This is a genomic window from Erwinia mallotivora (genome assembly GCF_000590885.1).
Taxonomy (GTDB): domain Bacteria; phylum Pseudomonadota; class Gammaproteobacteria; order Enterobacterales; family Enterobacteriaceae; genus Erwinia; species Erwinia mallotivora.
Genome location: NZ_JFHN01000044.1, coordinates 41,757 through 68,499, shown reverse-complemented (window position 1 = coordinate 68,499; position 26,743 = coordinate 41,757). Strand labels below are relative to the sequence as shown.

The following is a 26,743-nucleotide window of genomic DNA, read 5'->3' as shown; positions in this document are numbered from 1 at the left end:
CGATTCTGAGGAGAATGTGATGAAGCAATATGTTAAACGTACACAACGCGACTACTCTCTGTCCTTTAAACTGGCCGTCGTTGAGCAGGTTGAAAAAGGTGAGATGACTTATCGTCAGGCTCAGGAGCGCTACGGTATCCAGGGGTGCTCCACCGTTCTGAAGTGGCTGCGTAAATATGGCCAGCTGGACTGGCACTCTTCAAAGCAGCGCAGCGCACGTGGAGGACTCATGAAAAAATCCCTTCCCCTTACGCCTGAACAACGAATCAAAGAGCTTGAGCAGCAGCTGGCTGAATCCGAAGTGAAGGCGCAGTTCTTTGAGGCCGTCGTGAAGGTCATGAACACTGAGTTCGGTGCCACGCTGACAAAAAAGCAGTTAGCTTCGTTATCGCGCAGGCAAAAACACCCGGACTGACCATCGTCAGGGTCTGCCGGTTTTTAAAAATAAGCCGTCAGGCCTGGTATCAGGGGTGTCAGCGCGTGCAACGTAAGTCAGAGCAGGCCTGCCGCATTACTGAGGAAGTGAAAAACCTCAGGATGCAGCAACCGCGCCTGGGCACGCGCAAGCTGCACCATATCCTTAACTGTCGGGATGCACCTGAACTGCATATCGGGCGGGACAGCCTGTTTACCGTACTCCGGGAGGCCGGGCTGCGGGTACGTCCGGCCAGGGCTTATCATAAAACAACCCACAGCCATCATCGCTTTTATAAGCATCCAAACCTGCTGAAAGACGGGCCGGGGCGGACCGTCATCTCCGGCCCGGAGCAGGTTTGGGTGGCGGACATTACCTGGCTTCCGGTCAGAACCGGCACGGCTTACGTGAGCCTGGTAACCGACGCATTCTCACGGAAAATAGTGGGTTACCATGTGCATGAAAGTCTTCATACAGAGCACGTGGTGAAGGCGCTACAGATGGCACTGAAAAACCGGCATGGCAGGACACCGCTGATCCATCACTCCGATCGCGGCATACAGTACTGCTCAGCGATGTACCAGTCGGTGCATGAAAGACACGGGCTAATCTGCTCAATGACGGATGGGTATGACTGTTATCAGAACGCCATTGCGGAGAGGGTCAACGGAATACTGAAAAACGAGCTGCTGATAACGCGCCCGGCAGACATCGTTCAGGCAGAAATAATGGTGGCGGAGTCGGTAAGAATCTACAATAGCCAGCGACCGCATCTGTCGCTGAAATATAAAACGCCAGATGCAGTACATCAGGCGTTTTGAGGGCGTAAAGTGTCAACCTATGCCAGGACTAGTCACCAGCATAACAGCAGGTTCCGAAGCGTTATGTTTTACATCTGCTGGCAAAGGATAATTCTGGCTTGTTATCCGGCTGTAACGCTGGAATAGTGACATGGTCTGTTGTACTCAGAGAGAGAAGTAAATGAAGCATCTGCAAGTAGCCGTGGGCATAATTCGTGATAAAGATCAGAACATCTTTCTGGCTAAACGTTCTGCAAGCTCTCATATGGGCAACATGTGGGAATTCCCTGGCGGAAAAATCGAAGCGGGTGAAACACCAGAGCAGGCACTAAAACGTGAACTGCACGAGGAGACAGGGATTGAGGTGGTGAGTGCTGTTGCCTGGGACCGCTCAGAACATGCAGACAGTCAACTTCAGGTCACATTGCACTTTTTTATCGTGGAAGAGTGGCAGGGAGAACCCTGGGGACGCGAGGGGCAACCTCAGCGTTGGGTGGCACAACGAGATTTAGTCGCTGCTGAATTCCCACCTGCTAACATACCGATTGTTGCCCGACTGATAAAAGAGGCGCGTTAATACCCCCGCTCGCTGCTGAAACAGAGCGGGCGTGAATCAATCATTCAGCCTGAGCTGTTCGCTCCAGTCATCGCTCTCTGAATGCTCGCTTTCGCTGGCTATCCGCTTCTCTTCGTTTGCCCATTCCCCAAGGTCAATCAGCTGGCAACGTTTGCTGCAAAAAGGTCGAAATGGGCTCAGTTCGTCCCAGATTACTCTGGTTGAACAGGTTGGGCAGTTAACTATCGTCACTTCTTCATTCATCGGCAAAACCTTAGCAGCAGGCGAGTTGAAAATCGAGACGGGCCGGGACCACGCCACGTTCGCTGTCGAGTGGCAAAAAACGAATAGCATAGCGGCTCTTATGACCTGAAACCTGAGGATAAAGCGAGTCGTCAAGCGCCAGTTGCAGGCGTAGTAAGTCCGCTCCTTCGGCGTTATCCTGGAAGAAGCCATTCAGGCTGGTCTGGAGGTGGAACTCACCGGACTGTCGAATCAGATTAAGGATTAACTTCAACGAGTCACCAATGGGGGCCAGCGAATCCATCCACAGGTTAACCTGTGCGTCCCGGACCTCCTGCGCAATGTGCAGCCAGATATGCAATGTGGGTAAGTCAAAACTACAGCAGCCTCCGGGGATGCTCAGGCGCTGACGTACCAGCGCAATCAGGCGATCTTCACGCAGCAACTGACCCATACGTGGAGCGGCCATCAGCACAGTGGCGCAGGCGTTCAGATCCTTACCCAGGCTTGTAATAAGTTCCCTGTCCACTCCGGGTACTTCGGACCACAAGCGCAGTTTTTGTTGCTGCCTGTCCAGTTCTTTAACAATTTCGGTGCGAAGCTCACCACGTTCAAACACATCTAACAGCTCTGCCGTGTTGCGAAAAAAAGTCAGCGCGCTGAGAGAATCAGTTATGTGCCTGCTCTGATCTAACTGATTGATCAAAAACTCAATTCGCAGCCAGGTGCGCATTTTTTCATTCAGGGGATGCTCAAATAAAACGCTTATGCTCATGCTGTTAGTCCTGGTCTGTTGCTCTGGAAAGCTGGCGATAGCGCTGGTCCAACAGAGCAACGTGTGCGGCTGTGTCATCAGGCAGGCCGCTGTTATCAATGATGTCGTCGGCCACGGCAAGTCGCTGTTCACGCGTTGCCTGTGCAGCCAGAATATGTTCAGCCTGTGCGCGGCTGATACCGTCGCGGTTGATGGTGCGCGCCAGCTGAGTATCGCGATCAACATCCACAACCAGCACCCTGTTTGCCAGATGCTGCAAGTTATTTTCTACTAACAACGGCACGACCCACAAACACCATTCGGATTGAGTCAGTGCCAGCTGACGGCGAGTCTCGGCCTGGATCAGCGGGTGCAACAGGGCGTTCAGCCAGGTTTTATCAGCCGGACAGGTAAAAATACGTTGCCGCAATGCTGCACGGTCCAGTGTGCCATCCTGTTGTAACAGATGAGCGCCAAACTTAGCAGCAATCGCGGCAAGAGCAGGTTGTCCGGGTTCCACAACCTGACGGGCAATCAGATCGGCATCAACGATATCTATGCCTCGCCTGGCAAAAGCATGGGCAATAGTGGACTTTCCACTGCCTATTCCGCCAGTTAACGCCACAATATAATGCATAGCCCTCTTATCATATGATTTTGCAATGAAAATCCTCATGTTTTACCGCCAGCGAACGGCCTGAGGCAACGATAAAAATGAGGCTTTATTCATATCAGTGAGTGTCAGATAAACCTGAAGAATTGTAGCGTAAATAAACCTGTTTTCGCAGTCTTGTCGGGCTGTTTTTACCGCGTATGATAGCGTCACGGCTGCTGGCAGCAGCGCCCAATCTTAAGATTTACGCCATCAACCAGGAAGGGATTTATGCGTATTGAAGAAGATATTAAGTTAGGCTTTAAAGATGTTCTGATTCGGCCAAAGCGCTCTACGCTACAAAGCCGCTCACAGGTTGAACTGGCACGCCGGTTTACCTTCAAACATTCCGGTCTTGACTGGTCAGGTGTACCGATTATTGCCGCGAATATGGACACCGTTGGCACATTCAGCATGGCAGAAGCGTTGGCGTCATTTGATCTGCTGACCGCTGTTCATAAGCATTACAGCGTGGCTCAGTGGCAGGCATTTATCGGCCGTGTTCCTGCGGCTGTACTGAAACATGTGATGGTGTCTACCGGAACCTCTGATGCAGATTTTATCAAGCTACAGCAGATCCTCGCATTGTCGCCAATGTTGAATTTTATCTGTATCGACGTGGCCAATGGCTATTCCGAGCATTTCGTCAGCTTTCTTAAGCGAGCTCGTGAAGCCTGTCCGGGAAAGACTATCTGTGCTGGTAATGTGGTCACTGGCGAGATGGTCGAAGAACTTATCCTTTCCGGTGCTGATATTGTCAAAGTGGGTATTGGTCCCGGATCGGTCTGTACCACCCGAGTAAAAACCGGCGTGGGGTATCCCCAGCTTTCTGCGGTGATTGAATGTGCTGACGCCGCGCATGGGTTGGGCGGGCAGATCGTTAGTGACGGCGGCTGTTCGGTACCCGGAGATGTGGCTAAAGCATTTGGCGGAGGCGCTGATTTTGTCATGCTTGGCGGTATGCTGGCGGCCCACGATGAGTGTGAAGGTAGTGTGGTCGAAGAAAACGGCGAACAGTTTATGCTGTTTTATGGCATGAGTTCTGAATCGGCGATGAAGCGTCATGTCGGCGGCGTCGCGGAATATCGTGCAGCAGAAGGCAAAACCGTTAAGCTGCCGCTAAGAGGCCCGGTGGAGCATACTGCCAGAGATATTCTGGGCGGCCTGCGTTCAGCCTGTACTTATGTCGGGGCCGAGCGTCTGAAAGAACTGACCAAACGAACCACTTTTATACGGGTTGCAGAGCAGGAAAATCAGGTGTTCAACCGTTAGATATCTGCCATTCGCCCACTTTGTATCATGCTGAGTGGGCCTTTAACACGGTGCCGAGTCAGCACTGACGAGATTTTTTCTGCTGCCTGGTGCGGCAGTTTTCATCCCAGCGCGTTACCCAGATTGAAAATGGGCAGATACATTGCCACCACCAGCGTACCAACGATAATGCCCGTCACCACCATCATCACCGGTTCCAGTGCAGCGGCCAGGCTATCCGCCAGATCGTGGGTGGTGTTTTCATAAAGTTCTCCCAGCCTGGACAACATCATATCCAGTGAACCTGCTTCCTCGCCTGTTTTGATCAACTGATAGCAGAGCGGGGGAAACAAACGGTGTCCTGCCAGCGCCTGACAGAGAGGATAGCCCGCAGAGATATGCTCTTGCAGCTCAGCTACTGCTTTTTGCCACAGCTTCTGATGCAGCGTTTTCTCAACCGCCTGTAAACTTTGCAATAGCGTCAGTCCAGCCTGCTGTGTCAGTGCCAGCGTCGTAAATACTCTGCTGAGCTGCCCTCCACGAACTAATTCTCCGGCAAGGGGTAGTTTCAGCACGATTAGCTGGCATTTTTGCTGCCAGTCAGGTGAGCGCCGGTATTGCCAGCGACCGGCTGTATAAAAAATTAAGGCTGCCGGCAACAGGAGCGCAGCATGGTGTTCCAGAGATTCTGACAAGGAGATCACCGCCGCCGTGAACCAGGGCAGGGGAGCATCAAACGTATGATAGACCGCCACAAATTCTGGCAGAACAAACACCAGCATTCCTGTACTCACCAGCAGGGCAAGTGCCACTACCATCAGCGGATAGCGCAATGCCTTTGTCACTTTTTTATGCAACTGCTGCTGCCGCTCCTGCTGCTGCGCCAGCTGTATACAACACTCATCCAGACGCCCGGTCAGTTCACCTACCTGCATCAGAGCAGGAAAAAGTGCAGGAAAAATGCCGGGCCATTCCGACAACGCAGCGGAAAAAGGTATTCCATCGCTGATGCGTTGCCGAAGGTGGTCGAGCAAAGCCTGCCAGGCCGTATCACTGTGGCCATCGCTGGCCATTTTCAGACAGGCAGAGAGAGACATACCGGCCCTGAGTAATACAGCCATTTGCCGGAAGAAACGGATTTTATCCTGCCATCGCCAGTCGCTGGAACGGTAGCGACGACCGCCAGTCAGTTTCAGGGGAACCACCTGCTGCGCCACCAGTTTCTCCATTGCTTCCTGGCGGTGACGGCAGAAAAACCCACCCTGGAGTAACCTGCCATCTTCGCCTGTCCCCTGCCAGCGGAACAGCATCAGGTCAGCCATCTTCACTCCCTGCAATACGATTCAGTTCAGCAAGAGTGGTATCACCACGATTGACAGCGTGCAGACCTTCGACAAAAAGCGTATTGGTCCCCTGTTGCCGTATAAGCAGAAACAGTTTTTCCTGGGAACATCCTGCGGCAATAGCATTTTGCAAAGGAGCCGTAATGGTAAGTAGCTCAAACAGCGCCAGACGCCCGTAATAGCCGGAGTAGCAGCGTGAACAACCAACCGCACGCCAGTTTTGCACCGTGCCAGGCCACAGGCTTTGTGGAAAATGGGCGAGAGTTTCCGCAGGTTCGCGACAGTGGGGGCAAAGGCGGCGTACCAGACGCTGTGCAATCACCAGTTTCAACGCTGAAGCCAGCAAATAACCGGGAATACCAATCTGTCCAAGCCGGGTGATGGTTTCAACGGGGGAGTTGGTATGCAGCGTGGACAGGACCAGATGGCCCGTTTGTGCGGCTTTAATGGCTATTTCGGCCGTCTCACCGTCACGGATTTCACCAATCATAATGACGTCAGGGTCCTGACGCAGCAGTGCACGCAGCACCCGGTTGAAATCCAGCCCTGTTTTTGGCTGGATCTGAGTTTGATTGATGCCGGCAAGTGGGATCTCAATGGGATCTTCCACGCTGCAAACATTTCGGCCAGGTTGATTCAGCGAACTGAGTCCGCTGTAAAGCGTAAAGGTTTTCCCGCTACCGGTTGGTCCGGTGACCAGGATCAGCCCCTGTGGCTGAGCGAGCGCATGACGAAAACGCCTGAGCGATCGCCGCGACATCCCGAGGTTTTCCAGCGCTACAGACTGCATCTCATTCTGCAACAGCCGGATAACGGCTTTTTCGCCCGCGTGCACCGGTATTGTTGACAGCCGGAACGACGCCGATTTTCCTTTCAGCGTCAGCATGAACTGTCCATCCTGCGGCATTCGTCGCTCGGTGATATCAAGACTGGCGAGGATTTTCAGCCGCGCCAACAGGGCGGAGCTGTTATCCGTGTTTAAGGTGGGGACGGGCTGTAACACGCCATCCACTCTGAAGCGGATCCGCAGACCATCCGCCTGGGGTTCAATATGAATATCAGAGGCACGTTGCTGAATTGCCAGAAACAGCAGGTCATCAATGCGTTCTGTCACCGTTTCTTTGCTGTTTATTGCCGCTTCAGTCTGTCCATTGATAGTGGCATTTTGCTGCTGACGAAATTGCTCAAGCCGTGCCGGGGGCCAGTACTGGACATGAATGTTGCCATGGGCGGCAAAACGCAGCGCCGTCATTGCCTCCGGACTGAGGGGAACCACGGTAGCGATGCTCAGTCGCTGCGGGGTGAATTCCAGCATCACCGCCTGGTTCTGCTGGCAAATGTTGCCAACTGCTCGTCGCGAAGCCTCGGAAATCATAATGTTTCTCCACCGGCATCATCATCAAAGCGGAACACGGCTTCACAGGCCGCCTTAAGCGTGGACTGAGAGCTGTTACAGTTTCGCTGCCAGCTAATCATGCCTTCTGCCTGATCCCACACGGGCTTCAGATTAACCGTCAGTCCGCTCAGACTTTGCTGGCCGACCAGCGTTATGCTCCCTGCCTGTGTTGCCACTGATGAGACGTAACGGGAGGCTTTCCCTGTTGGGACCCCATTGCTGCCAGCGGTGCAGTTGCTGGTGCTGCCCAGTTCAATCGCACAAATTTCCACGGCGGTTTTGAACGGCATGGCTGTCTGTAACACGTCTGTCAGCGCGGCTTTTTGCAGGTAGTTCTGATAAGCGGGGAGCCCGATAGCACTGAGGATGGCAATAATGGCAATGACAATCATCAGTTCAATCAGGGTAAATCCTTGCTGCATCTTCATGGCTTAGCTCCTTGCTGATTAAGAGCCTGGCAAGGTATCGCCGGAAACCGGCCGGTGCCAGCAGCTAAAAACCGTTTTCCGGCACGACGCGAAAGATATTCAGCCCGTTGCATAAGGGTGCAGAGGTGATGCAGCGAAGGTCGCAAAAAGCGCAGAGAAAATGGCAGCACGCCATCAGCAGACTGATGGCGTTGAGGATTCAGCGAAAACGCATCGACAGATCAAGAGCTCGAACATGTTTGGTCAGTGCGCCAACAGAGATGTAGTCGAGACCCGTTTCGGCAAAGATACGCAGAGTGTGATCGGTAACATTGCCGGAAACCTCCAGCAGCGCCCGACCGGCGGTCAGCTTAACGGCTTCGCGCATTTGCTCAACGCTGAAATTATCCAGCATGATGATATCCGCTCCTGCTGCAATGGCCTGTTCCAGTTCATCCAGTGACTCCACCTCCACCTCTACAGGTACATCCGGATGCTGCCAGTTGGCTTTTTCTACCGCCTGGCGGATCGAACCGGTGGCGATGATATGGTTTTCTTTGATCAGATAAGCATCGGACAAACCCAGGCGATGGTTGCCACCGCCGCCGCACATCACGGCATACTTTAGCGCAGTGCGCAGTCCCGGCAGGGTTTTGCGGGTATCCAGCAGTTGGGTGCCTGTTCCCTGTAAAAGGGCCACGTAGCGACTGACCTCGGTCGCCACGCCAGAAAGTGTCTGCACGAAGTTAAGAGCCGTGCGTTCCGCAGTCAGGATCAGCGCGGCCGGGCCACTGACCTCAAACAATGTTTGCCCGGCCACAATGTCGTCGCCATCGTCAACGTGCCAGCCGATCCGGGTTTTGTTTCCCAACTGGATGAACACCTCTTCCACCCAACGTTTACCACAAAAAATGCCCGGTTCACGGGTAATAACCACGGCATGAGAAGAGGTATCGGCGGGTAGCAGACTGGCGGTGATATCATTGGCCGGGTTTACTTCGCCACCTAAATCTTCACGCAGGGCCTGGGCCACGCCGGGCGGGATATCATCCTCGATGCGTCTGAGCAGAGCGCTCCTGCGGCTGTCCGGATCGTAGCGACGGGTTGTCATAATCAAACTCCGAAAGGTCGGATAGAGAGTGCGGCTATGCTAGCCTGTTTACCTGCCGCTTGCCAGCCAGCGCTGTTCAGCGCTTATGCAATCTGCTTTGCGAAACAACGAATCATGCTACTCTGAAAAATATTTCCCAAAGGAGAGCAGAGCATGCAGCTGCAATCAGGCTGGATAACCGGTGTTAAGCAGGTTCCATCCCCGCACTTTAACGAACGACCAGAAAATGAAATGCCCTCGCTGCTGGTTATTCACAATATCAGCCTGCCGCCGGGCGAGTTTGGCGGCCCGTGGATTGATGCCCTGTTTACCGGCACTCTCGATCCCGCTGCCGATCCCTATTTTGCCAGGATCGCCCATCTGCGCGTTTCCGCACATTGTCTGATTCGTCGCGACGGTGAAATTATCCAGTATGTCCCTTTTCACCTGCGGGCATGGCATGCCGGGGTCTCCTGTTATCAGGGACGCGAAGCCTGTAATGATTTCTCCATTGGTATCGAACTGGAAGGTACGGATACCTTGCCCTACACCGATGCGCAGTATCAGACGCTGGAAAAGATAGCTCGCCTGCTGGCCCGGCACTATCCGCTTCCTGTCGGGAATATTACCGGACACAGTGATATTGCGCCGGGCAGGAAAACCGATCCCGGCCCGGCATTCGACTGGGTTCGATTGCGGTCGGCGCTGGACGAGACTGGGGACGGTTCACCGCAGGAGCAACAGGCATGACACTTTTTAGTTTGTTACTGGTATTAGGTTGGGAACGCCTGTTCAAAATGGGAGAGCACTGGCAGCTGGATCACCATTTGTCGGGTTTTTTTCGCAGAGGTAAACGCTTTTCCCTGATGCACACCATCACTATGTTGTTACTGATGATGGCAATAACCGCGCTTTGCCTGCTGGCATTGCGAGGGCTGTTTTTTGGTCTGCCGATGCTGATTTTCTGGATTATGGTGGGGTTGTTATGTATCGGTGCGGGTTCTGTCAGGTTGCATTACCACGCCTATCTTAAAGCGGCCAGTCATAATGACATCGCCGCCCACACGGCGATGGCAGAGGAACTGACGCTAATCCACGGTCTGCCAGTAGAGTGTGACGAACGTGAATATCTGCGTGAGTTACAAAATGCACTGCTGTGGATTAACTACCGGTTTTATCTCGCGCCGCTGTTCTGGTTTGTGGTGGGAGGGAGCTGGGGCCCGGTGCTGCTGGTGGGCTATGCTTTTCTGCGTGCATGGCAGAGCTGGCTGGCACGTCATCACACTCCATTACAGCGTTCACAGTCCGGCGTGGATGCGCTGCTTCATATTATCGACTGGCTGCCGGTTCGTCTGGTCGGGGTGGCCTACGCCTTACTTGGGCACGGTGAGCGTGCGCTTCCTGCCTGGTTCGCCTCGCTCGGTGACAGGCACACCCCGCAGTATCAGGTGTTGACCACGCTGGCGCAGTTCTCTCTGGCCCGCGATCCGCACAGCGATAAGGTCGTCACCCCGCAGGTTGCGGTAACGCTGGCAAAGAAGGTTTCGCTGGTAGTGGTGGTGGTGGTAGCGCTGCTGACGATTTACGGTACTCTGGTCTGAGATTTCGCCTTTCAGGCTGGTTATTTGCCGGACAGCAAATGTTCTGATATGGCAAAGATGCTGCGAGCGTCAACTGCTGTGGTGGTTGGTCTGACCTCTCAACCTGAGGGAGTATCCCGCCAGCAGGCAGGATACTCCTTTGTTTATCGACAACCCTGTCAGGCTGCCGTTTCACTACTGTCTGTGCTGCTGTCTGTTATGCCGAAAATGGTTTCAATCAGCGCGCCAACGGCATCCCCAATCAGTGAACCAATTTGTTTACCGACAGGGCCTGCAATGCCTGAAACTATGGTGGAAATCACCGGAATAGTGACCAGACTGCCTATAGATCTGGCAATAAAATCACCTGCGACTCCGCCAACCCAGTTGGTGGTATCACGAATGACACCTGAACCGCTGACCATTTCGACTTCCTGTATGGAGAGTTCTCTCATTATTAATTTCCTTATTAATGCTCAAAGTGAGCGCGGCGATCTTAGAATGGATTTTTGAATTTTCGCAATTCATTTATTTTTTAATTTTTCTTTTTATTGTGGCAAATCAAACTAACAGAATCAGATTGTTTTAAATATTTATCATTAACTGGAATTTTCAGGTTTTTTTATTAAAAGGATTAGTGATGTATTATATGTCATGCCGCTGTGGGTGCTTTCTGCGATTTATGACATATTGCCAGCCAGGTATCGCAGGCCCGTCAGGGGTAACAGATATGCATCTTCATCGTCAGCAGGATTACTGAGAGGCTTTAATATTTCCTGATTATTAAGCCAGGTAATAGCATTTTGTCTTGAAAATTAAAGGTGATGTTTTTTCTGGCTGTTGCGATCATTAAAAAAACCTTTTTTGATGAAAGTTAAATCGGCTATTTCTGCATGATTAATGCTGGCGGACGGTTAAATAAAATAATCACAGCAGATAAACAAGCCTGCGTTCAAACGTTGTGGGGGAAGTGAAAGTGGTGACTGAGGTGAATCGGAAAGAATCGTTCAACACAGAACTGCCGGAGAGGATCCGTAATTTGAAATAACATTACGGATCCACTTTTATACATCAGGCCAACTGCGATAACGTGCCGTCAGCTGGCTGCCAGAGACACGGCCTGGTGCATCATGCCTTTTGCGTCTGATTTTTAATCGCGTAGCCAACGGCCAGAATCACCAGCCAGACCGGGATCAGCTAGACGGAGATTGCCATACCTGGCGTCATGGCCATAATCACCAGAATTGCCGCGAGGAACAGCAGGCAAATCCAGTTACCGGCAGGATAAAACAGTGCTTTAAAACGTGTCTGCACGCCCTGCTGATCTTTCTTACGACGGAATTTCAGGTGAGCCAGGCTGATCATCGCCCAGTTAATCACCAGCGCCGAAACCACCAGCGCCATCAGCAGGCCAAAGGCTTCACCCGGCATCAGATAGTTGATCAGTACGCAGATGGCGGTTGCCGCCGCAGAAACGCCAATGGCCACCACCGGCACGCCACGACGGTCAACTTTCATCAGCGATTTCGGGCCGTTACCCTGCTGCGCCAGACCGAATAACATCCGGCTGTTGCAGTAAACGCAGCTGTTATAAACCGAGAGGGCCGCGGTCAGGATCACCACATTCAGCGCATTCGCCACCAGGCTGTCGCCAAGGTCGTGGAAAATCATCACAAACGGGCTGGCTCCGCCGATCACTTTAGTCCAGGGGTAAAGCGACAGCAGGATAGTCAGAGAGCCAATATAGAAAATCAGAATACGAAACAGCACCTGATTAGTGGCTTTAGGAATGCTTTTTTCCGGATTATCCGTTTCGGCAGCGGTAATACCGACCAGTTCAAGACCACCAAAGGAAAACATGATCACTGCCAGCGCCATCACCATGCCTGAGACGCCGTTCGGGAAAAATCCACCCTTGTTCCAGAGGTTAGACACGCTGGCATCAGGACCGGCATGACCACCAAACAACAGCCAGGCGCCAAAAACGATCATGCCGATTACGGCGACAACCTTGATAATAGCGAACCAGAATTCCATCTCACCGTAGACTTTTACGTTGGTGAGATTGATGGCGTTAATCAGCAGAAAAAAGACCGCCGCCGACACCCAGGTAGGAATTTCCGGATACCAGTACTGGATATACTTGCCTACGGCGGTCAGTTCCGCCATCGCCACCAGCACATAGAGGATCCAGTAGTTCCAGCCGGAGGCAAACCCGGCAAAATTGCCCCAGTATTTATAGGCAAAGTGACTGAACGAACCGGCCACCGGCTCCTCAACCACCATTTCACCCAGCTGGCGCATAATCATAAAAGCGATAAAACCGCCGATAGCGTAGCCCAGAAGAACCGATGGACCGGCCATTTTAATGGTGTCAGCAATTCCCAGAAACAGGCCGGTACCGACGGCACCCCCTAATGCGATCAGCTGAATATGGCGGTTTTTAAGCCCGCGCTTCAGCGTTTCGCCGTGCTGTTGTTCCATATCTAAACCCCATGGTTTCGTTATTGTTTTAACTCAGGATACGCCTTAGCCAGGCGCTGTAATCCCTGGCTGTACCGAAATATGTACAGTAATAAGGGCGAGAAAAAGTGGGTGATACTACCTTCTCATCCAGAATAGTGATAAGCGCTGCGCAATGCACTCGCTTTCTATTTTTGTGCGTGGAAGTGGTGAAAAAAACAGCGTGCAGCCATCGTGGTTAAGGCAATAAAACGAGACAGGCGTTCACTTTTGGCCGCCAGCCATATAGACATGAGGTGAATACTTTGTTAGTTTACGGGCACCTTTATGTAATTGGTATTACCAATTAACTCAGGCATCCGCATTTATAAAGAAGGGATGATGGCCTACAGCAAAATCCGCCAACCAAAGCTATCCGACGCCATCGAGCAACAGCTTGAGTCCCTGATTATGGAAGGGACGCTGCGTCCGGGTGAAAAGTTACTCCCTGAGCGTGAACTGGCTAAACAGTTTGATGTTTCCCGCCCTTCGCTGCGTGAAGCCATTCAGCGTCTGGAAGCTAAAGGTCTGCTGCTGCGCCGTCAGGGCGGCGGCACCTTTGTGCAGAAAAGTTTGTGGCAGAGCGTCAGCGATCCGCTGGTGGAGCTGCTGGCCTGTCATCCTGAAACTCAGTTCGATCTGCTGGAAACGCGCCATGCGCTGGAAGGCGTGGCTGCTTACTATGCGGCATTGCGCGGTACAGAAGAGGATATCGAACGCATTCGTCATTGCCACGTGCAGATTCAGGCGGCACAGGACAGTGGCGATCTCGACGCAGAAGCCGATGCGGTAATGCAGTATCAGATTGCTGTCACAGAAGCGGCGCATAATGTGGTGCTGCTGCATCTGCTCCGTTCAATGGGACCGATGCTTGAGAGAAACGTCCGTCAGAATTTTGAATTGCTCTACTCGCGCCGCGAAATGCTGGCGAAAGTGAGCGGTCACCGCGCCAGTATTTTTGAGGCGATAGTGGCACGCGAACCTGAACAGGCGCGCGAAGCCTCACACCGTCACCTGGCGTTTATTGAGGAAATACTGCTCGACAGAAGTCGGGAGCAGAGCCGCAGAGAGCGCTCCTTACGGCGTTTACAACAACGTGAGGAATAACGCGGCAACCTGGCCCAATCGCCACTGAGGTCATTCACGTCAGCAGGTTGGGTATAACGATGGGCCTGTCTCCCTGAGCTTTGCAACGCAGAGTCCAGAGAGACAGGCTCCAGATAATTCAATGAATCAGACACAGATAAGGAATCCCCCCATGTCAGAACGTCTACATAATGACGTGGATCCGATCGAAACCCGCGACTGGCTACAGGCGATCGAATCGGTCATCCGTGAAGAAGGTGTTGAGCGTGCGCAGTTCCTGATTGACCAGGTGTTGAGCGAAGCACGCAAAGGTGGCGTGAAAGTAGCGGCAGGCACTGGAGCTGGCAACTACATCAACACCATTGCCGTTGAAGATGAGCCGGACTATCCGGGCAATACTTCACTGGAACGCCGCATTCGCTCTGCGATCCGCTGGAACGCGATTATGACCGTGTTGCGGGCCTCCAAAAAAGACCTGGAACTGGGTGGCCACATGTCCTCCTTCCAGTCTTCTGCAACCGTTTATGAAGTCTGTTTTAACCACTTCTTCCGCGCACGTAGCGAAAAAGACGGTGGCGATCTGGTTTACTTCCAGGGCCACATCTCGCCAGGTGTGTATGCGCGTGCCTTCCTGGAAGGGCGTCTGACTGAAGAGCAGATGAACAACTTCCGTCAGGAAGTTCACGGCAAAGGGCTGTCTTCTTACCCGCATCCTAAACTGATGCCTGAATTCTGGCAGTTCCCGACCGTTTCTATGGGACTCGGTCCGTTGGGTGCCATCTATCAGGCAAAATTCCTGAAATATCTGGAACACCGTGGTCTGAAAGATACCTCACAGCAGACCGTTTATGCCTTCCTCGGCGACGGTGAAATGGACGAACCGGAATCCAAAGGGGCGATCACTATCGCCACCCGTGAAAAACTGGATAACCTGGTCTTCATTATCAACTGCAACCTGCAACGTCTGGATGGACCTGTAACCGGCAACGGTAAAATCATCAACGAACTCGAAGGCATCTTCGGTGGCGCGGGTTGGGAAGTGATTAAGGTGATCTGGGGCGCTCGCTGGGATGAGCTGTTGCGTAAAGATACCAGCGGCAAGCTTGTCCAGCTGATGAACGAAACCGTTGACGGCGACTATCAGACCTTTAAATCACGCGATGGTGCTTATGTGCGTGAGCACTTCTTTGGTAAATATCCGGAAACCGCTGCGCTGGTGAAAGATATGTCCGACGACGAGATTTGGGCGCTGAACCGTGGCGGTCACGATCCGAAGAAGATCTACGCGGCGCTGAAAAAAGCCCAGGACACCAAAGGTAAGCCGGTGGTGATTCTGGCGCATACCATCAAAGGTTATGGTATGGGCGACACCGCAGAAGGTAAAAACATTGCTCACCAGGTGAAGAAAATGAACATGGATGGCGTGCGCTATATCCGTGATCGTTTCAACGTGCCGGTAGAGGATGCCGACATTGAAAACCTGCCTTATGTGACTTTTGAAAAAGAGTCCGAAGAGTACAAATACCTGCACGGCCAGCGCGAGAAGCTGGGTGGCTACCTGCCAACCCGCCAGCCCAACTTCAGCGAGAAGTTAGAGATGCCAGCGCTGGAAGATTTCCGTCAGCTGCTGGATGAACAGAACAAAGAGATCTCCACCACTATCGCCTTTGTGCGTGCACTGAACGTGATGCTGAAGAACCCGTCGATCAAAGATCGCCTGGTGCCGATCATCGCTGACGAAGCGCGTACCTTTGGTATGGAAGGTCTGTTCCGTCAGATTGGTATCTACAGCCCGAACGGCCAGCAGTACACCCCGCAGGACCGTGAGCAGGTGGCTTACTACAAAGAAGACGAGAAAGGCCAGATCCTTCAGGAAGGGATTAACGAGCTGGGTGCGGGCGCATCCTGGCTGGCGGCGGCGACGTCTTACAGCACCAACAATCTGCCGATGATCCCGTTCTACATCTACTATTCGATGTTCGGATTCCAGCGTATTGGCGATCTCTGCTGGGCGGCAGGCGACCAGCAGGCGCGCGGCTTCCTGGTTGGCGGCACCTCCGGACGTACCACGCTGAACGGTGAAGGCTTGCAGCACGAAGATGGTCACAGCCACATTCAGTCGCTGACTATTCCTAACTGCATCTCTTACGATCCGGCTTACGCTTATGAAGTGGCGGTGATCATGCATGATGGTCTGGTGCGGATGTACGGTGAAGCACAGGAAAACATCTACTACTACATCACCACGCTGAACGAAAACTACCACATGCCTGCGATGCCGCAGGGTGCGGAAGAGGGTATCCGAAAGGGTATCTACAAGCTGGAAACGGTTGAAGGCAGCAAAGGCAAAGTACAGCTGCTGGGCTCAGGTTCCATCCTGCGTCATGTCCGTGATGCGGCGCAGATCCTGGCGAAAGACTACGGTGTCGGCTCTGATGTCTACAGCGTGACCTCTTTCACCGAACTGGCCCGTGATGGTCAGGACTGTGAGCGCTGGAACATGCTGCACCCGACAGAAGCACCGCGTGTGCCATACGTTGCTCAGGTGATGAGCGATGCACCGGCCGTGGCGTCAACCGACTATATGAAACTGTTTGCCGAGCAGATCCGTACCTTCATGCCAGCCAGCGAGTACCGCGTGCTGGGCACGGATGGTTTTGGTCGTTCGGACAGCCGTGAAAACCTGCGTCACCACTTTGAAGTGGATGCATCTTACGTAGTGGTTGCGGCGCTGGGTGAACTGGCTAAACGTGGTGAGATCGATAAAAAAGTGGTTGCGGAAGCCATCACCAAATTCAATATCGATGCCGATAAAGTCAACCCGCGTCTGGCATAAGAGGTAAGAGATTAATGGCTATCGAAATCAAGGTACCGGATATCGGTGCAGACGAAGTGGAAGTCACCGAAATCCTGGTCAAGGTCGGCGACAAGATTGAAGCGGAACAGTCACTGATCACCGTGGAAGGCGACAAGGCTTCAATGGAAGTCCCTTCGCCAGAAGCTGGTGTGGTTAAAGAGATCAAAATCGCGACCGGTGACAAAGTGGAAACCGGCTCACTGATTATGATTTTTGAATCTGCTGACGGTGCCGCTGCGGCACCGGCTAAAGCCGAAGAGAAAAAAGAAGAAGCGAAACCGGCTGCGGCGGGCAAAGCAGAGAGTAAAGAAGTTAACGTGCCGGACATCGGCGGTGACGAAGTGGAAGTCACGGAGATCCTGGTTAAACCCGGCGACACCGTCGAAGCCGAGCAGTCACTGATCACCGTGGAAGGCGACAAAGCCTCAATGGAAGTGCCTGCGCCATTCGCCGGTAAAGTGAAAGAGATCAAAATCGCCACCGGCGACAAAGTCAGCACCGGTTCGCTGATTATGATCTTCGAAACGGCAGGTTCCTCGTCGGCTCCAGAAGCTGCGCCGGAAGCGAAAGAAGAAGCTGCACCGGCAGCGGCCAGCGGCGTGAAAGAGGTTCAGGTGCCGGATATCGGCGGCGACGAAGTCGAAGTCACCGAAGTGATGGTGAAAGTGGGCGATAAAGTGGCTGCTGAGCAGTCGCTGATCACCGTTGAAGGTGACAAGGCGTCAATGGAAGTGCCGGCACCCTTTGCCGGTACGGTAAAAGAGATCAAAATTGCTACCGGCGACAAAGTCAGCACCGGCTCGCTGATTATGGTCTTCGAGGTGGAAGGCGCGGCGCCGGCAGCAGCACCAGCCGGGAAGAAAGAAGCGGCACCTGCCCCTGCACCGAAACAGGAAGCGAAGGCTGCTCCGGCGAAAGCGGAAGCAAAAGGCGAGTTCGCTGAGAACGACGCTTACGTCCATGCCACCCCGGTTATCCGCCGTCTGGCCCGCGAATTTGGCGTCAACCTGGCGAAGGTGAAAGGCACCGGCCGTAAAGGTCGTATCCTGAAAGAAGACGTTCAGGCCTATGTTAAAGATGCGGTAAAACGCGCAGAGACTGCGCCCGCAGCGGCAAGCGGCGGCGGTCTGCCAGGCATGCTGCCGTGGCCGAAAGTTGACTTCAGCAAGTTTGGTGAAATTGAAGAAGTTGAAATGGGGCGCATCCAGAAAATTTCTGGTGCCAACCTCAGCCGTAACTGGGTGGTGATCCCACATGTTACCCAGCACGATAAAGCCGATATCACTGACGTTGAAGCTTTCCGTAAGCAGCAGAATGACGAAGCGGCGAAGAAGAAGCAGGATCTGAAAATCACCCCGCTGGTGTTCATCATGAAGGCGGCGGCCAAAGCGCTGGAAGAGTTCCCACGCTTTAACAGCTCTCTGTCTGAAGATGGCCAGAAGCTGACGCTGAAGAAATACATCAACATTGGCGTGGCAGTCGATACGCCAAACGGTCTGGTGGTTCCGGTGTTCAAAGACGTCAACAAGAAAGGCATTGTTGAGCTGTCCAACGAACTGGCGGTGATTTCGAAGAAAGCGCGTGATGGCAAACTGACCGCTGGCGATATGCAGGGTGGCTGTTTCACTATCTCCAGCCTGGGCGGTATTGGCGGGACGTCGTTTACGCCTATCGTTAACGCACCGGAAGTGGCAATTCTTGGCGTCTCCAAATCGGCGATGGAGCCGGTGTGGAACGGTAAAGAGTTTGTTCCTCGCCTGATGCTGCCGCTGTCACTCTCCTTTGACCATCGGGTGATTGATGGCGCGGCGGGTGCGCGTTTCGCGGCGTATATTGCCACCATCATGGCGGATATCCGCCGTCTGGTGATGTAACAGCAACAAGGCCGGCTTATGCCGGCCTTCTCGCATATTGGCTTTAGCGGCGACGTTAATCTGATATGGATCAGGATACGGGTAATCAGGGCAACCAGGCTGTTTGCAGTCTGTTAACAATTCTGTAAACTCTTGCCCTGAATACGAACCGGGGGAGGGGCATCCCCCAGTTAACTAAGAGGTCATGATGAGTACTGAAATTAAAACTCAGGTCGTGGTACTTGGGGCAGGTCCCGCAGGCTATTCCGCAGCCTTCCGCGCTGCTGATTTAGGTCTTGAGACCGTCATCGTTGAGCGTTTCAGCACCCTGGGTGGGGTTTGTCTGAACGTAGGCTGTATCCCTTCCAAAGCACTGTTGCACGTGGCAAAAGTGATTGAAGAGGCTAAAGCGCTGGAAGAACACGGCATCGTGTTTGGTAAGCCGCAGACCGACATCACCAAAATTCGTAGCTGGAAAGAAAAAGTTATCACCCAGCTGACCGGCGGTCTGGCGGGAATGGCGAAGGGCCGCAAAGTGAAAGTCGTCACAGGCCTGGGTAAATTTACCGGAGCCAACACCCTGGTGGTGGAAGGTGAGAACGGTGCCACTACCATCAACTTCGACAATGCGATTATTGCAGCCGGTTCCCGTCCGATTCAGCTGCCCTTTATCCCGCATGACGATCCCCGCGTCTGGGACTCCACTGATGCGCTGGAGCTGAAAGAAGTGCCGGAGCGCCTGCTGGTAATGGGCGGTGGTATTATCGGTCTGGAAATGGGCACCGTTTATCATGCGCTGGGATCGGAGATTGATGTGGTCGAAATGTTTGACCAGGTTATCCCGGCTGCCGACAAAGACGTGGTGAAAGTGTTCACCAAACGCATCAGTAAGCAGTTCAACCTGATGCTGGAAACCAAAGTGACCGCCGTTGAAGCAAAAGAAGACGGTATCTATGTCAGCATGGAAGGCAAAAAAGCGCCAACTGAGCCTCAGCGTTATGATGCGGTGCTGGTGGCGATTGGTCGCGTGCCAAATGGTAAAGGTCTGGATGCGGGCAAAGCGGGCGTGGAAGTCGATGACCGTGGTTTTATCCGTGTCGACAAACAGATGCGTACCAACGTACCGCACATTTTTGCTATTGGCGATATCGTCGGCCAACCGATGCTGGCACACAAAGGCGTGCATGAAGGCCACGTTGCCGCTGAAGTCATTTCCGGTAAAAAACACTACTTCGATCCGAAAGTCATTCCATCTATTGCTTACACCGAGCCGGAAGTGGCATGGGTTGGTCTGACCGAGAAAGAAGCGAAAGAGAAGGGCATCAGTTACGAGACGGCCACCTTCCCGTGGGCGGCATCAGGCCGTGCTATCGCTTCCGATTGTGCTGACGGCATGACCAAGCTGATTTTCGACAAAGAGTCTCACCGGGTGATTGGTGGTGCGATTGTTGGCACCAATGGTGGCGAGCTGCTGGGTGAAATTGGCCTGGCCATCGAGATGGGTTGTGATGCTGAAGATATCGCGCTGACCATCCATGCGCACCCGACGCTGCACGAATCCGTCGGTCTGGCGGCAGAAATCTTTGAAGGCAGTATCACCGACCTGCCAAACGCAAAAGCGAAGAAAAAGTAAATTAAGCAATAAGAGTACTTAAACGAAACTGCATCTTAAATGTTGGCTGACCAACAAATTAAGGTGCAGTTTTTTATTGCCTGCTATCTGTAGAAATCTGTTTCACAGGTTATAAAATCGGCGTAGCCTGTCTCCGGGATTTTTATATATGCGTATTTAAGGATGAAATATGCCCTGGATATATCAACAAAGCTCAGGAAAGTTAAGTCGAAATGGACGGGTCGTTGCAACCCACTCTTCGAAATATTATGTATGGCAGGGCTGGCTTTCTGATTCATGGTGAAAGCGCAAGACATCCAAGTATGGCATCAAATGGTTGCATAATTATGCCGCTTAACATCAGGCAGTCCATATGGAGCAGCGGCGATCGCTAAGTTGAGGTGATCAGATGAAAATAAAAAGCTTAGCTTTAATCCTCTTTTTTATTCCATTTTTCTCAATGGCAAAAATACCTGACTGTCATTCCTGGCCGATGAATATGGCTGAAGTCTGGTTAAAAAATACGGGTGTTGTCGGGATAATCCGCCTTGACGAAAGTAAAACGTCCGGCATCTGAGAAAAAAATAACGATACATATACACAGATCTATCGGTTTATTTTTCACGATACAAAGGGTAATAGCTGGCAGGTGATCACTGAAAGTGATGCATCAAATGAGGAATGTTCACTTAGCGAAGTGAACAGCTATCTTATTTCCAAAAGTGACATAAATCATTAAGAGCCTGGAAATCAGGCTATTTCGCTGACCATTCGGCTGCGGGCAGTACTTACTATCCTCATCTACTACCTTTTACTTTCGGTGATGGGCACAGTCCGTGCCCTCACTGATCACACCATGGCATACTGGTGTCTGGCCAGACTCTTCTTCAATGAAAACCGATGCAAGAGGATGTTTGTATCACTTTTTCCAACAAGTCTCCCATTTTTAAATTCATTTAACTATCTGAAATATAATAAAAATAATATAAATAAGATAACTGACGTGATTAATTTTAGAAATTCCTGTACAAAATAATCTGTTTTGTATAACTTTATCTCACACCAACCGATCACTTTATAAACAACCGGAACTATTTATGCGCCAGACGACCAGTATTCCAAGCTCTGCCAGCGATATTGCCGCTTACTTCAGTAAGGTCTCATTGCCTTCACAGCAGGAAACGTTGGGTTCGATTGTTGTTGAGATTTTGCGTGCAGGTCAAAATCTTAACCGTAAAGCCATCTGCTGTAAGCTGCTTAAACGCTTTGAACTGGCATCAGGACCGGAAGAAGAGCGTCATTATCACGAGCTGTTTAATTTGCTTTTCCGTAAGTAATCCGGCAGTACAGGTTTAATCCCGTCGCTCAGGCGAACGGGAAGGCGTCAAGAGACAGGTTATGAAAAACAGTGATGACGAGAAACTCTGTGACATCCTTATCGGTGAAGCCGTGATGGAATTGCTGGCTGGTGATAAGGCCATTTCATGGAGTTCACTGCTCAAAAAGCTACAGGCCATGCTGGAAGCTGGTAACAGCGATCCGCGCATAGTGATGATGGCGATTGAGGAAGTCAAAGCCGGGATGGCCTCACGTAGTACTTCCGGCAGTATCAGTATGGAGATGGAAAGTGTGATTGGCATGTCTGCCAACCTCTCTGCCCCCACAAAACATTGATCTTTTGTCAGATTACTGACTGATTATAAAAATACAGCTCCTGAGAATACACAGTCATGCAACAGATAACCTCTACAACAGAAATCCACGGCTGCATCATGGCTGCCGGTGATCAGTACGCCGCAGAAAAGGAAATTCTGGGAAAAATTATTAAAATGCTGCTGGCGCAGAAAGGGAAGATTACCAGTAAAACCCTGATCATTTACCTGATAGGTGAGCTGGACAGCGCAACCGATCCTGCCGATCTCGAGCTGCTCAGAAGCTGCCTGAAGCTGGTAGTCGGCTGCGCGCAGGGCAATCCGGATCTCTGAACGCAGGGTGTTCTGCGAGCGAATGCAGCCCGCTTGCACTATGCAGAACACCATGTAACGGCCGTACGACTATGCCTCAGGCTGTTCACGATACTCCGGCCAGGCGACGGCTAAGAGGGAATGCGCGTGATCAGCGCTGAAAAGGGCACCCTGGAAGTGAATAATCCCGGTGGCTTCCAGCCACATCCACTCTTCTGCCCGGGTGATACCTGTGACCATCACCGAAATTTCCAGCGCCGAACAACATCTGACAATCGCCTGTACTACCGCCTGCTTCGGGCCACTGTGATGAACGTTACTGGTAATACTGGCGTCAATGCTGATACGGTCTGGCTGGATACGGGTCAGCAGTGAAAGTCCCGCCGGACCACTGCCGAAATTATCCAGTGACAGGCTGATACCTGCGGCCTTTAGTGCGCGCACGGCGTCAGAAAAGGTATCCAGCTGCGAAATGACTCGGGTTTCACTCACCCCAATCATCACCTGCTCCGGAACAAGACCAGCGGCTTTAATCTCCGCAACGATAGCCTGTACCGCGTCAGGAATAACCACCAGCGTCATCGGCAACAGACTGACATGAAGCGTGGTGTCGGGCGGACAGATTTTTCCTGCTGTTGCTAACGCCTGTTTCAACGCCGCAAAATCAGCCTGATACAGCTCATTGCCTGCTTGACCATGTTCTTCAACCCGCAGGGCACTGACCGTCAGCGCCGTTATCTGCCTGGCAAGCGGATCGACCACCGGATGCAGCGCTATCTCTTTGGGGATCGACGCCGTAAGGTACGCTTCGTCATCCGGCTGCTCAGCAATGAATTCCCACAGATCCGCCGATTGCACCTCATAATAATTTTCCTTTTCCCGCGACTCGACAAAGGTGCGCAGGAATTTCAGTGCGCGGTCGTCATAAGTCAGGCGATATCTCGACGTTCCTTTATCCAGCACGGCTTCAAGCACGGATGAAGGGTGATGCTCACGCAGATCAAACAGCGCCATGCCGGCATTGCCAAAGCGTCGGGAAGGCGCAAAGTCACGCAATAACTCAACCACATTATGGTGGCGGGGATCGTTGCAAATGCGCTGATAAATCGCCAGCACTCCCTCCTCCGGCCCTTCAAGCAGCTGGAAAAAATGGGTGCCGTTAAACAGCAAAATACCTGTCACATCATGAGAGGCATTGAGCAAACTGGCTGCCTCAACCATGGCGGGCAGGGTTTTGACGGGAACAAAATCGGAAATATGGCTGCGATAAATCAGGGTGGTGAGCATCTGACGTTCCGGTTATTCAGGCGTGCGCTCACAGTACCATTAAATCTGCGTACAGAACATGGTGCCGGAAAATTAAAATATGGCCGAAGAAAAGGTGAATGGTGATATTTATCAATATGTTACTAACGCGAAGTTATTATTTTTTTTGAACAATTTGCTGGCGCTAAGCGGACCCTGCGCCCTGTGTACCTTTGCGGGCCAGAATTTTTACTTTTCGCCGGACTTAGCATGATATCAAATCATCATCTCCGCTCTTCAACAGGCGACAACGCTTTTCCGCCACGCAGCAGAATCACTTATCACTCTCCGGCTTCAGGTTACGCTGGCGTAAAGCCACTCGATGCCAACAGGGTGGCGACAGGCCAGTATGAATAACGGCCTGGCTGGTTATTAAATCCACAACCCGAGTCAGGCACAGCATAAAGTCCCGGAAAGGGCAGAATGAGATTTTTTCGGGAACCCAGTCTCACAGCAGGCAACATAAACCAGGTAAAGAAATTTTGTCGCCGTGGTAAGCGACACGGCCTTTTATTGGGGGAAGTCAGCATGCGCGTTTCGTCAACACCATCATCATTCAGTCAGAACTCACTTATTTCGCCTGAAACAACCTCGCAGCAGACGGCGGTTAAAACGCCAGCGGGTCAGAATATCCAGTTTGGTGCTATGCCCGGAATGCAGCAGGATGTTGCGGTTGCGTTAACTCTTTCCGGGATGATCCGCTCTATTTTGCAGGCGGTTGTGGCACAACGGGGGGATGCAGCGAAAGCACCTGCCGCTCTGAGACAAGCGCCGCAGGGCAGTACCCCTGCTGCGCCCGGCAAAACCAGCCAGACAACCAGCACTGCGAATCCGTCAGCAGGTGCTGTCGCGGGTAGCACCACGGCCACAGCGCCGACCACCACCGCCGCAGGTTCAACCGACGAAGCGCCGACAGCCACGGCGGCAGCACCCGCCCAGCCGACCTCAACGGTATCTGCGCCGGCAGCACCCACCAGTGGGCAGACGACTTCGGCTTCAGGTCAGGTCGCCAGTGCTGACCATTCGGGAGATTTTCTTGATAACTCACCGCTCTCCTCCCCGGATAAACTGAAAAAATGGGAGCCGATGGTGGCTAACCTGCCAGCCGATCAACGTTTGCAGGCGGAAAAGGAGCTCAATCGTCCGATGGCCGCCGCGCAAATGGTACTGGACGGCGGCCCTGATGCGCAGCGGGCACAGGCCTATATCGATGCCAATCCGGCGCTGAAAAACGCCATTGATGCAGGCAAACATGGCGATAATCCGGACGGCAAAGTCACCAAAGACGATTACAAAGGCTTTATTTCACGGATGAACAAAGCGCAGGATGCCGCGGATAAAGACATTTCCGACTACCTGAAAAAGAACCCGAACGCCGATGAAGGCTCCCGCCAGATGGTGGCAGAGGCGGCAATGCTGCGTGCCAACGGGCCAATATTGCGGGTGGCGGGACTGGAAAACGGTAAAGCCGGTAAGGATATGTCGGCTGACGACCTGAACAACCTGGTGAAACAGAATCCAGGGCTGTCCGGTTCCCTGCGTCAGGCTGCCCGCAGTTTCTCCTCGCCGGGGCTGCTTGCCGAGCTTGATCAGGGCGGCGTGACCGGAAAGAAACTGGCCGAGCACGGTCCTGACAGTCGCTTCAGCAATAAAAATATTGATAACTGGATTAAAAAACAGGCACCCACCAACGGGGGCGATTTTGCCCAGCTGATTAATCAGGCGGCGTTGGTAAATGCCACTGCCAATGTTGACACCAGCCGGCTGAATAAAGATGTGTTTGACCACCCTGATAAATACAGCGGCGCAGAAAAAGCGGCGGTGATGGTTAAGCTGCAACAGACGTTGAAAACGGTGCAGGCCGGGCGCAGCCTGCGCAACACCACAAAAACAGAACAGGCACTGAACGAAAAGATCGATCAGCTACAAAAAGATCCGGCGGTGAATACCTATCTGAACAAGGCGGTTCCGGCCCAGAGCAAAGCGTTGATCAACGGCGATAAGGGACTGCGTCAGGCGCTCGATCAGCGTTATGGCGAAGTTGCCTCAGGCAAAACCCTCAGTGACGACATGCAGCGCATACAGGCGGGACAGAAGGATAAAAAGTCTGCGCCGGATTACAGCGATGCACTTCAGGGGCTGACAGATGAACTGAGTTTGCAGCATTCACTGCGTGGTGACAGCGTGCCGACGGCGAAAGAGGTGGTGGCCAGACAACCGGGGCTGAGCGAGCAACTGAACACCTCTTTTCAGCAACAGATTGCTCAGGGCGGCTACGTCAAAGACAACATCAAGGGCAAACATGCCGATGCCCAGCAAATCCTTCAGCTCTCCGATATGAAAAAATCGCTGTATGAATCGGTTCTGCCAAAGGAAGTGACGAACCTGAAGCAGGACGGCTATACCGAAGCGGTAATGGATTCACTGAAGGTGGGCAAGAGAGGAGTTGATATGCTGAAAACTCTGAAGCAGGCTGGCCTGCTCTCTGGCGATGTGAAAAAAATGAGCGGTAAAGAGATGCTGAGTTCAGTAGACAAAGCGCTGAATAAAGATGGTCCCGCTACCGGCATGAAAGGGCTGATGAAAACCGGCATGAGCAGCGCAGCCGGGGTGGCCGGACTGTTCTCCGTATCCAGCATGCTGGCAAGCGGCAACAAAGCCGGGGCCGCGAAAGCGATCTACGACGGTGTTCATGGCAGTAGCGAACTGGCTAAACTGGGCGTGGATACTGCATTGAAGAGCACCGGGCGCGAAGCCACCGCCAGCTTTGGTCGTATGGCGGGTATGGCGGCCGGACGTGCGGTCGGGATGGTTGCTGGTGAAGGCACGGCGATGGCCGCAGCCAGCACCATTGGTGCCGCAGCCGGTCCGGTGGGCTGGGTGGTTGATGGCGCGATAGCGATTGGTTTTGGCATCAGTTCTATCGTCAGCGCGGTCAATAAGCACAAAGAGCAGAAGCGCTTTGATCATAACGTTGATCCGGTACTGGATCAGTTTGGTATTCCGAAAGCGCACTAAAATGTCTGGTACATCTGACATATGATCCACAGTCAATGTGCAATAACTTAACGTCTTTT

24 protein-coding genes and 1 pseudogene are annotated in these 26,743 nt (G+C 52.6%); 15 read left to right on the top strand and 10 right to left on the bottom strand.

What is annotated here, in order from left to right; translation table 11 throughout:
- The first annotated feature begins 19 nt into the window (after positions 1–19).
- Positions 20–1,236, top strand: a protein-coding gene (locus BG55_RS08805; protein WP_152542550.1) for an IS3 family transposase whose coding sequence is annotated in 2 segments (ribosomal slippage) — positions 20–364 and positions 367–1,236 — 1,215 coding nt in all. Because the reading frame shifts where the segments join, the coding sequence is not laid out codon by codon here.
- A 160-nt stretch (positions 1,237–1,396) separates the two neighbouring features.
- Entirely contained in the window at positions 1,397–1,792 is a 396-nt protein-coding gene (gene mutT / locus BG55_RS08800) for an 8-oxo-dGTP diphosphatase MutT (RefSeq protein WP_034936608.1), read from the top strand.
- A 36-nt stretch (positions 1,793–1,828) separates the two neighbouring features.
- Here the strand turns inward: mutT and yacG are convergent, their stop codons facing one another.
- From yacG to coaE, 3 genes are read right to left on the bottom strand one after another with little or no spacing between them, the layout of a single operon-like run.
- A complete protein-coding gene (gene yacG / locus BG55_RS08795) occupies positions 1,829–2,035 on the bottom strand; it encodes a DNA gyrase inhibitor YacG (RefSeq protein ID WP_034936606.1) in 207 nt (68 codons plus the stop codon).
- A 10-nt stretch (positions 2,036–2,045) separates the two neighbouring features.
- Positions 2,046–2,789 (bottom strand): cell division protein ZapD, encoded by a 744-nt coding sequence (zapD, locus tag BG55_RS08790; protein WP_034936604.1) that lies wholly within the window; start codon positions 2,787–2,789, stop codon positions 2,046–2,048.
- A 4-nt stretch (positions 2,790–2,793) separates the two neighbouring features.
- On the bottom strand, positions 2,794–3,405 hold the full coding sequence (coaE, locus tag BG55_RS08785; RefSeq protein ID WP_034936601.1) for a dephospho-CoA kinase: 612 nt from the start codon (positions 3,403–3,405) through the stop codon (positions 2,794–2,796).
- A 246-nt stretch (positions 3,406–3,651) separates the two neighbouring features.
- On the opposite strand from coaE, the gene BG55_RS08780 reads away from it, so the two are divergent.
- On the top strand, positions 3,652–4,692 hold the full coding sequence (locus tag BG55_RS08780; RefSeq protein WP_034936599.1) for a GMP reductase: 1,041 nt from the start codon (positions 3,652–3,654) through the stop codon (positions 4,690–4,692).
- Between the two features lie 101 nt (positions 4,693–4,793).
- Here BG55_RS08780 and hofC read toward each other — a convergent pair whose 3' ends face one another.
- The 4 genes from hofC to nadC all read right to left on the bottom strand — a co-directional run bounded on the left by hofC (position 4,794) and on the right by nadC (position 8,928).
- Positions 4,794–5,993, bottom strand: coding sequence for a protein transport protein HofC (gene hofC / locus BG55_RS08775; protein WP_034936596.1), 1,200 nt, complete (start codon positions 5,991–5,993; stop codon positions 4,794–4,796).
- Positions 5,986–7,386 (bottom strand): type II secretion system protein GspE, encoded by a 1,401-nt coding sequence (gene gspE, locus BG55_RS08770; RefSeq protein ID WP_034936621.1) that lies wholly within the window; start codon positions 7,384–7,386, stop codon positions 5,986–5,988. Before gspE ends, hofC begins: the two co-directional genes overlap by 8 nt.
- The gene (ppdD, locus tag BG55_RS08765; RefSeq protein ID WP_034936594.1) at positions 7,386–7,838 is read right to left on the bottom strand and encodes a prepilin peptidase-dependent pilin; all 453 of its coding nucleotides are present in this window, start codon (positions 7,836–7,838) and stop codon (positions 7,386–7,388) included. The genes gspE and ppdD overlap by 1 nt, the downstream gene beginning before the upstream one ends.
- A 199-nt stretch (positions 7,839–8,037) precedes the next feature.
- Positions 8,038–8,928, bottom strand: a complete 891-nt coding sequence (nadC, locus tag BG55_RS08760; RefSeq protein ID WP_034936593.1) for a carboxylating nicotinate-nucleotide diphosphorylase — start codon at positions 8,926–8,928, stop codon at positions 8,038–8,040.
- Between the two features lie 153 nt (positions 8,929–9,081).
- Between nadC and ampD the strand changes: the two genes are divergently transcribed.
- Both ampD and ampE read left to right on the top strand, forming a co-directional pair.
- Positions 9,082–9,657 (top strand): 1,6-anhydro-N-acetylmuramyl-L-alanine amidase AmpD, encoded by a 576-nt coding sequence (gene ampD / locus BG55_RS08755; RefSeq protein WP_034936591.1) that lies wholly within the window; start codon positions 9,082–9,084, stop codon positions 9,655–9,657.
- On the top strand, positions 9,654–10,508 hold the full coding sequence (gene ampE / locus BG55_RS08750; protein WP_034936589.1) for a beta-lactamase regulator AmpE: 855 nt from the start codon (positions 9,654–9,656) through the stop codon (positions 10,506–10,508). The genes ampD and ampE overlap by 4 nt, the downstream gene beginning before the upstream one ends.
- Before the next feature lie 158 nt (positions 10,509–10,666).
- Here the strand turns inward: ampE and BG55_RS08745 are convergent, their stop codons facing one another.
- Positions 10,667–10,942, bottom strand: coding sequence for a hypothetical protein (locus BG55_RS08745; protein WP_152542706.1), 276 nt, complete (start codon positions 10,940–10,942; stop codon positions 10,667–10,669).
- A 673-nt stretch (positions 10,943–11,615) separates the two neighbouring features.
- Positions 11,616–12,971 (bottom strand): annotated as a pseudogene (aroP, locus tag BG55_RS08740) (aromatic amino acid transporter AroP).
- A gap of 360 nt (positions 12,972–13,331) precedes the next feature.
- Here aroP and pdhR point away from each other — a divergent pair.
- The 8 genes from pdhR to BG55_RS08700 all read left to right on the top strand — a co-directional run bounded on the left by pdhR (position 13,332) and on the right by BG55_RS08700 (position 22,382).
- The gene (gene pdhR / locus BG55_RS08735) at positions 13,332–14,096 is read left to right on the top strand and encodes a pyruvate dehydrogenase complex transcriptional repressor PdhR (protein ID WP_034936587.1); all 765 of its coding nucleotides are present in this window, start codon (positions 13,332–13,334) and stop codon (positions 14,094–14,096) included.
- Between the two features lie 151 nt (positions 14,097–14,247).
- Positions 14,248–16,911: a pyruvate dehydrogenase (acetyl-transferring), homodimeric type gene (aceE, locus tag BG55_RS08730; RefSeq protein WP_034936585.1), complete on the top strand. Its 2,664-nt coding sequence runs from the start codon at positions 14,248–14,250 to the stop codon at positions 16,909–16,911.
- 14 nt (positions 16,912–16,925) lie between these two features.
- Positions 16,926–18,806 carry a pyruvate dehydrogenase complex dihydrolipoyllysine-residue acetyltransferase gene (gene aceF / locus BG55_RS08725; protein WP_034936582.1) on the top strand — a complete coding sequence of 627 codons (1,881 nt, stop codon included), beginning with the start codon at positions 16,926–16,928 and terminating at the stop codon, positions 18,804–18,806.
- 187 nt (positions 18,807–18,993) lie between these two features.
- Positions 18,994–20,418 (top strand): dihydrolipoyl dehydrogenase, encoded by a 1,425-nt coding sequence (lpdA, locus tag BG55_RS08720; protein ID WP_034936579.1) that lies wholly within the window; start codon positions 18,994–18,996, stop codon positions 20,416–20,418.
- A gap of 388 nt (positions 20,419–20,806) precedes the next feature.
- Positions 20,807–20,974: a hypothetical protein gene (locus tag BG55_RS23215; protein WP_235192738.1), complete on the top strand. Its 168-nt coding sequence runs from the start codon at positions 20,807–20,809 to the stop codon at positions 20,972–20,974.
- 520 nt (positions 20,975–21,494) lie between these two features.
- A complete protein-coding gene (gene ycgZ, locus BG55_RS08710) occupies positions 21,495–21,734 on the top strand; it encodes a regulatory protein YcgZ (protein WP_034936577.1) in 240 nt (79 codons plus the stop codon).
- A gap of 61 nt (positions 21,735–21,795) precedes the next feature.
- Positions 21,796–22,071, top strand: a complete 276-nt coding sequence (locus tag BG55_RS08705; RefSeq protein WP_034936574.1) for a hypothetical protein — start codon at positions 21,796–21,798, stop codon at positions 22,069–22,071.
- Positions 22,072–22,127: 56 nt separating this feature from the next.
- Positions 22,128–22,382, top strand: coding sequence for a biofilm development regulator YmgB/AriR family protein (locus BG55_RS08700; RefSeq protein ID WP_034936573.1), 255 nt, complete (start codon positions 22,128–22,130; stop codon positions 22,380–22,382).
- 69 nt (positions 22,383–22,451) lie between these two features.
- Here the strand turns inward: BG55_RS08700 and BG55_RS08695 are convergent, their stop codons facing one another.
- Positions 22,452–23,648, bottom strand: coding sequence for a diguanylate phosphodiesterase (locus tag BG55_RS08695; protein ID WP_034936570.1), 1,197 nt, complete (start codon positions 23,646–23,648; stop codon positions 22,452–22,454).
- A gap of 79 nt (positions 23,649–23,727) precedes the next feature.
- Between BG55_RS08695 and BG55_RS22810 the strand changes: the two genes are divergently transcribed.
- The gene (locus BG55_RS22810; protein WP_160170843.1) at positions 23,728–23,880 is read left to right on the top strand and encodes a hypothetical protein; all 153 of its coding nucleotides are present in this window, start codon (positions 23,728–23,730) and stop codon (positions 23,878–23,880) included.
- A 314-nt stretch (positions 23,881–24,194) separates the two neighbouring features.
- Complete coding sequence (locus BG55_RS08690) at positions 24,195–26,684, top strand: type III effector HrpK domain-containing protein (protein WP_034936619.1); 2,490 nt, start codon at positions 24,195–24,197, stop codon at positions 26,682–26,684.
- Positions 26,685–26,743 lie beyond the last annotated feature (59 nt).

What these genes read in the sequence shown, in the direction of transcription:
- mutT (WP_034936608.1), top strand. Translation starts at nt 1,397, where the DNA reads ATGAAGCATCTGCAAGTAGCCGTGGGCATAATTCGTGATAAAGATCAG.
- yacG (WP_034936606.1), bottom strand. Translation starts at nt 2,035, where the DNA reads ATGAATGAAGAAGTGACGATAGTTAACTGCCCAACCTGTTCAACCAGA.
- zapD (WP_034936604.1), bottom strand. Translation starts at nt 2,789, where the DNA reads ATGAGCATAAGCGTTTTATTTGAGCATCCCCTGAATGAAAAAATGCGC.
- coaE (WP_034936601.1), bottom strand. Translation starts at nt 3,405, where the DNA reads ATGCATTATATTGTGGCGTTAACTGGCGGAATAGGCAGTGGAAAGTCC.
- BG55_RS08780 (WP_034936599.1), top strand. Translation starts at nt 3,652, where the DNA reads ATGCGTATTGAAGAAGATATTAAGTTAGGCTTTAAAGATGTTCTGATT.
- hofC (WP_034936596.1), bottom strand. Translation starts at nt 5,993, where the DNA reads ATGGCTGACCTGATGCTGTTCCGCTGGCAGGGGACAGGCGAAGATGGC.
- ppdD (WP_034936594.1), bottom strand. Translation starts at nt 7,838, where the DNA reads ATGAAGATGCAGCAAGGATTTACCCTGATTGAACTGATGATTGTCATT.
- nadC (WP_034936593.1), bottom strand. Translation starts at nt 8,928, where the DNA reads ATGACAACCCGTCGCTACGATCCGGACAGCCGCAGGAGCGCTCTGCTC.
- ampD (WP_034936591.1), top strand. Translation starts at nt 9,082, where the DNA reads ATGCAGCTGCAATCAGGCTGGATAACCGGTGTTAAGCAGGTTCCATCC.
- ampE (WP_034936589.1), top strand. Translation starts at nt 9,654, where the DNA reads ATGACACTTTTTAGTTTGTTACTGGTATTAGGTTGGGAACGCCTGTTC.
- BG55_RS08745 (WP_152542706.1), bottom strand. Translation starts at nt 10,942, where the DNA reads ATGAGAGAACTCTCCATACAGGAAGTCGAAATGGTCAGCGGTTCAGGT.
- pdhR (WP_034936587.1), top strand. Translation starts at nt 13,332, where the DNA reads ATGGCCTACAGCAAAATCCGCCAACCAAAGCTATCCGACGCCATCGAG.
- aceE (WP_034936585.1), top strand. Translation starts at nt 14,248, where the DNA reads ATGTCAGAACGTCTACATAATGACGTGGATCCGATCGAAACCCGCGAC.
- aceF (WP_034936582.1), top strand. Translation starts at nt 16,926, where the DNA reads ATGGCTATCGAAATCAAGGTACCGGATATCGGTGCAGACGAAGTGGAA.
- lpdA (WP_034936579.1), top strand. Translation starts at nt 18,994, where the DNA reads ATGAGTACTGAAATTAAAACTCAGGTCGTGGTACTTGGGGCAGGTCCC.
- BG55_RS23215 (WP_235192738.1), top strand. Translation starts at nt 20,807, where the DNA reads ATGAAAATAAAAAGCTTAGCTTTAATCCTCTTTTTTATTCCATTTTTC.
- ycgZ (WP_034936577.1), top strand. Translation starts at nt 21,495, where the DNA reads ATGCGCCAGACGACCAGTATTCCAAGCTCTGCCAGCGATATTGCCGCT.
- BG55_RS08705 (WP_034936574.1), top strand. Translation starts at nt 21,796, where the DNA reads ATGAAAAACAGTGATGACGAGAAACTCTGTGACATCCTTATCGGTGAA.
- BG55_RS08700 (WP_034936573.1), top strand. Translation starts at nt 22,128, where the DNA reads ATGCAACAGATAACCTCTACAACAGAAATCCACGGCTGCATCATGGCT.
- BG55_RS08695 (WP_034936570.1), bottom strand. Translation starts at nt 23,648, where the DNA reads ATGCTCACCACCCTGATTTATCGCAGCCATATTTCCGATTTTGTTCCC.
- BG55_RS22810 (WP_160170843.1), top strand. Translation starts at nt 23,728, where the DNA reads ATGGCCGAAGAAAAGGTGAATGGTGATATTTATCAATATGTTACTAAC.
- BG55_RS08690 (WP_034936619.1), top strand. Translation starts at nt 24,195, where the DNA reads ATGCGCGTTTCGTCAACACCATCATCATTCAGTCAGAACTCACTTATT.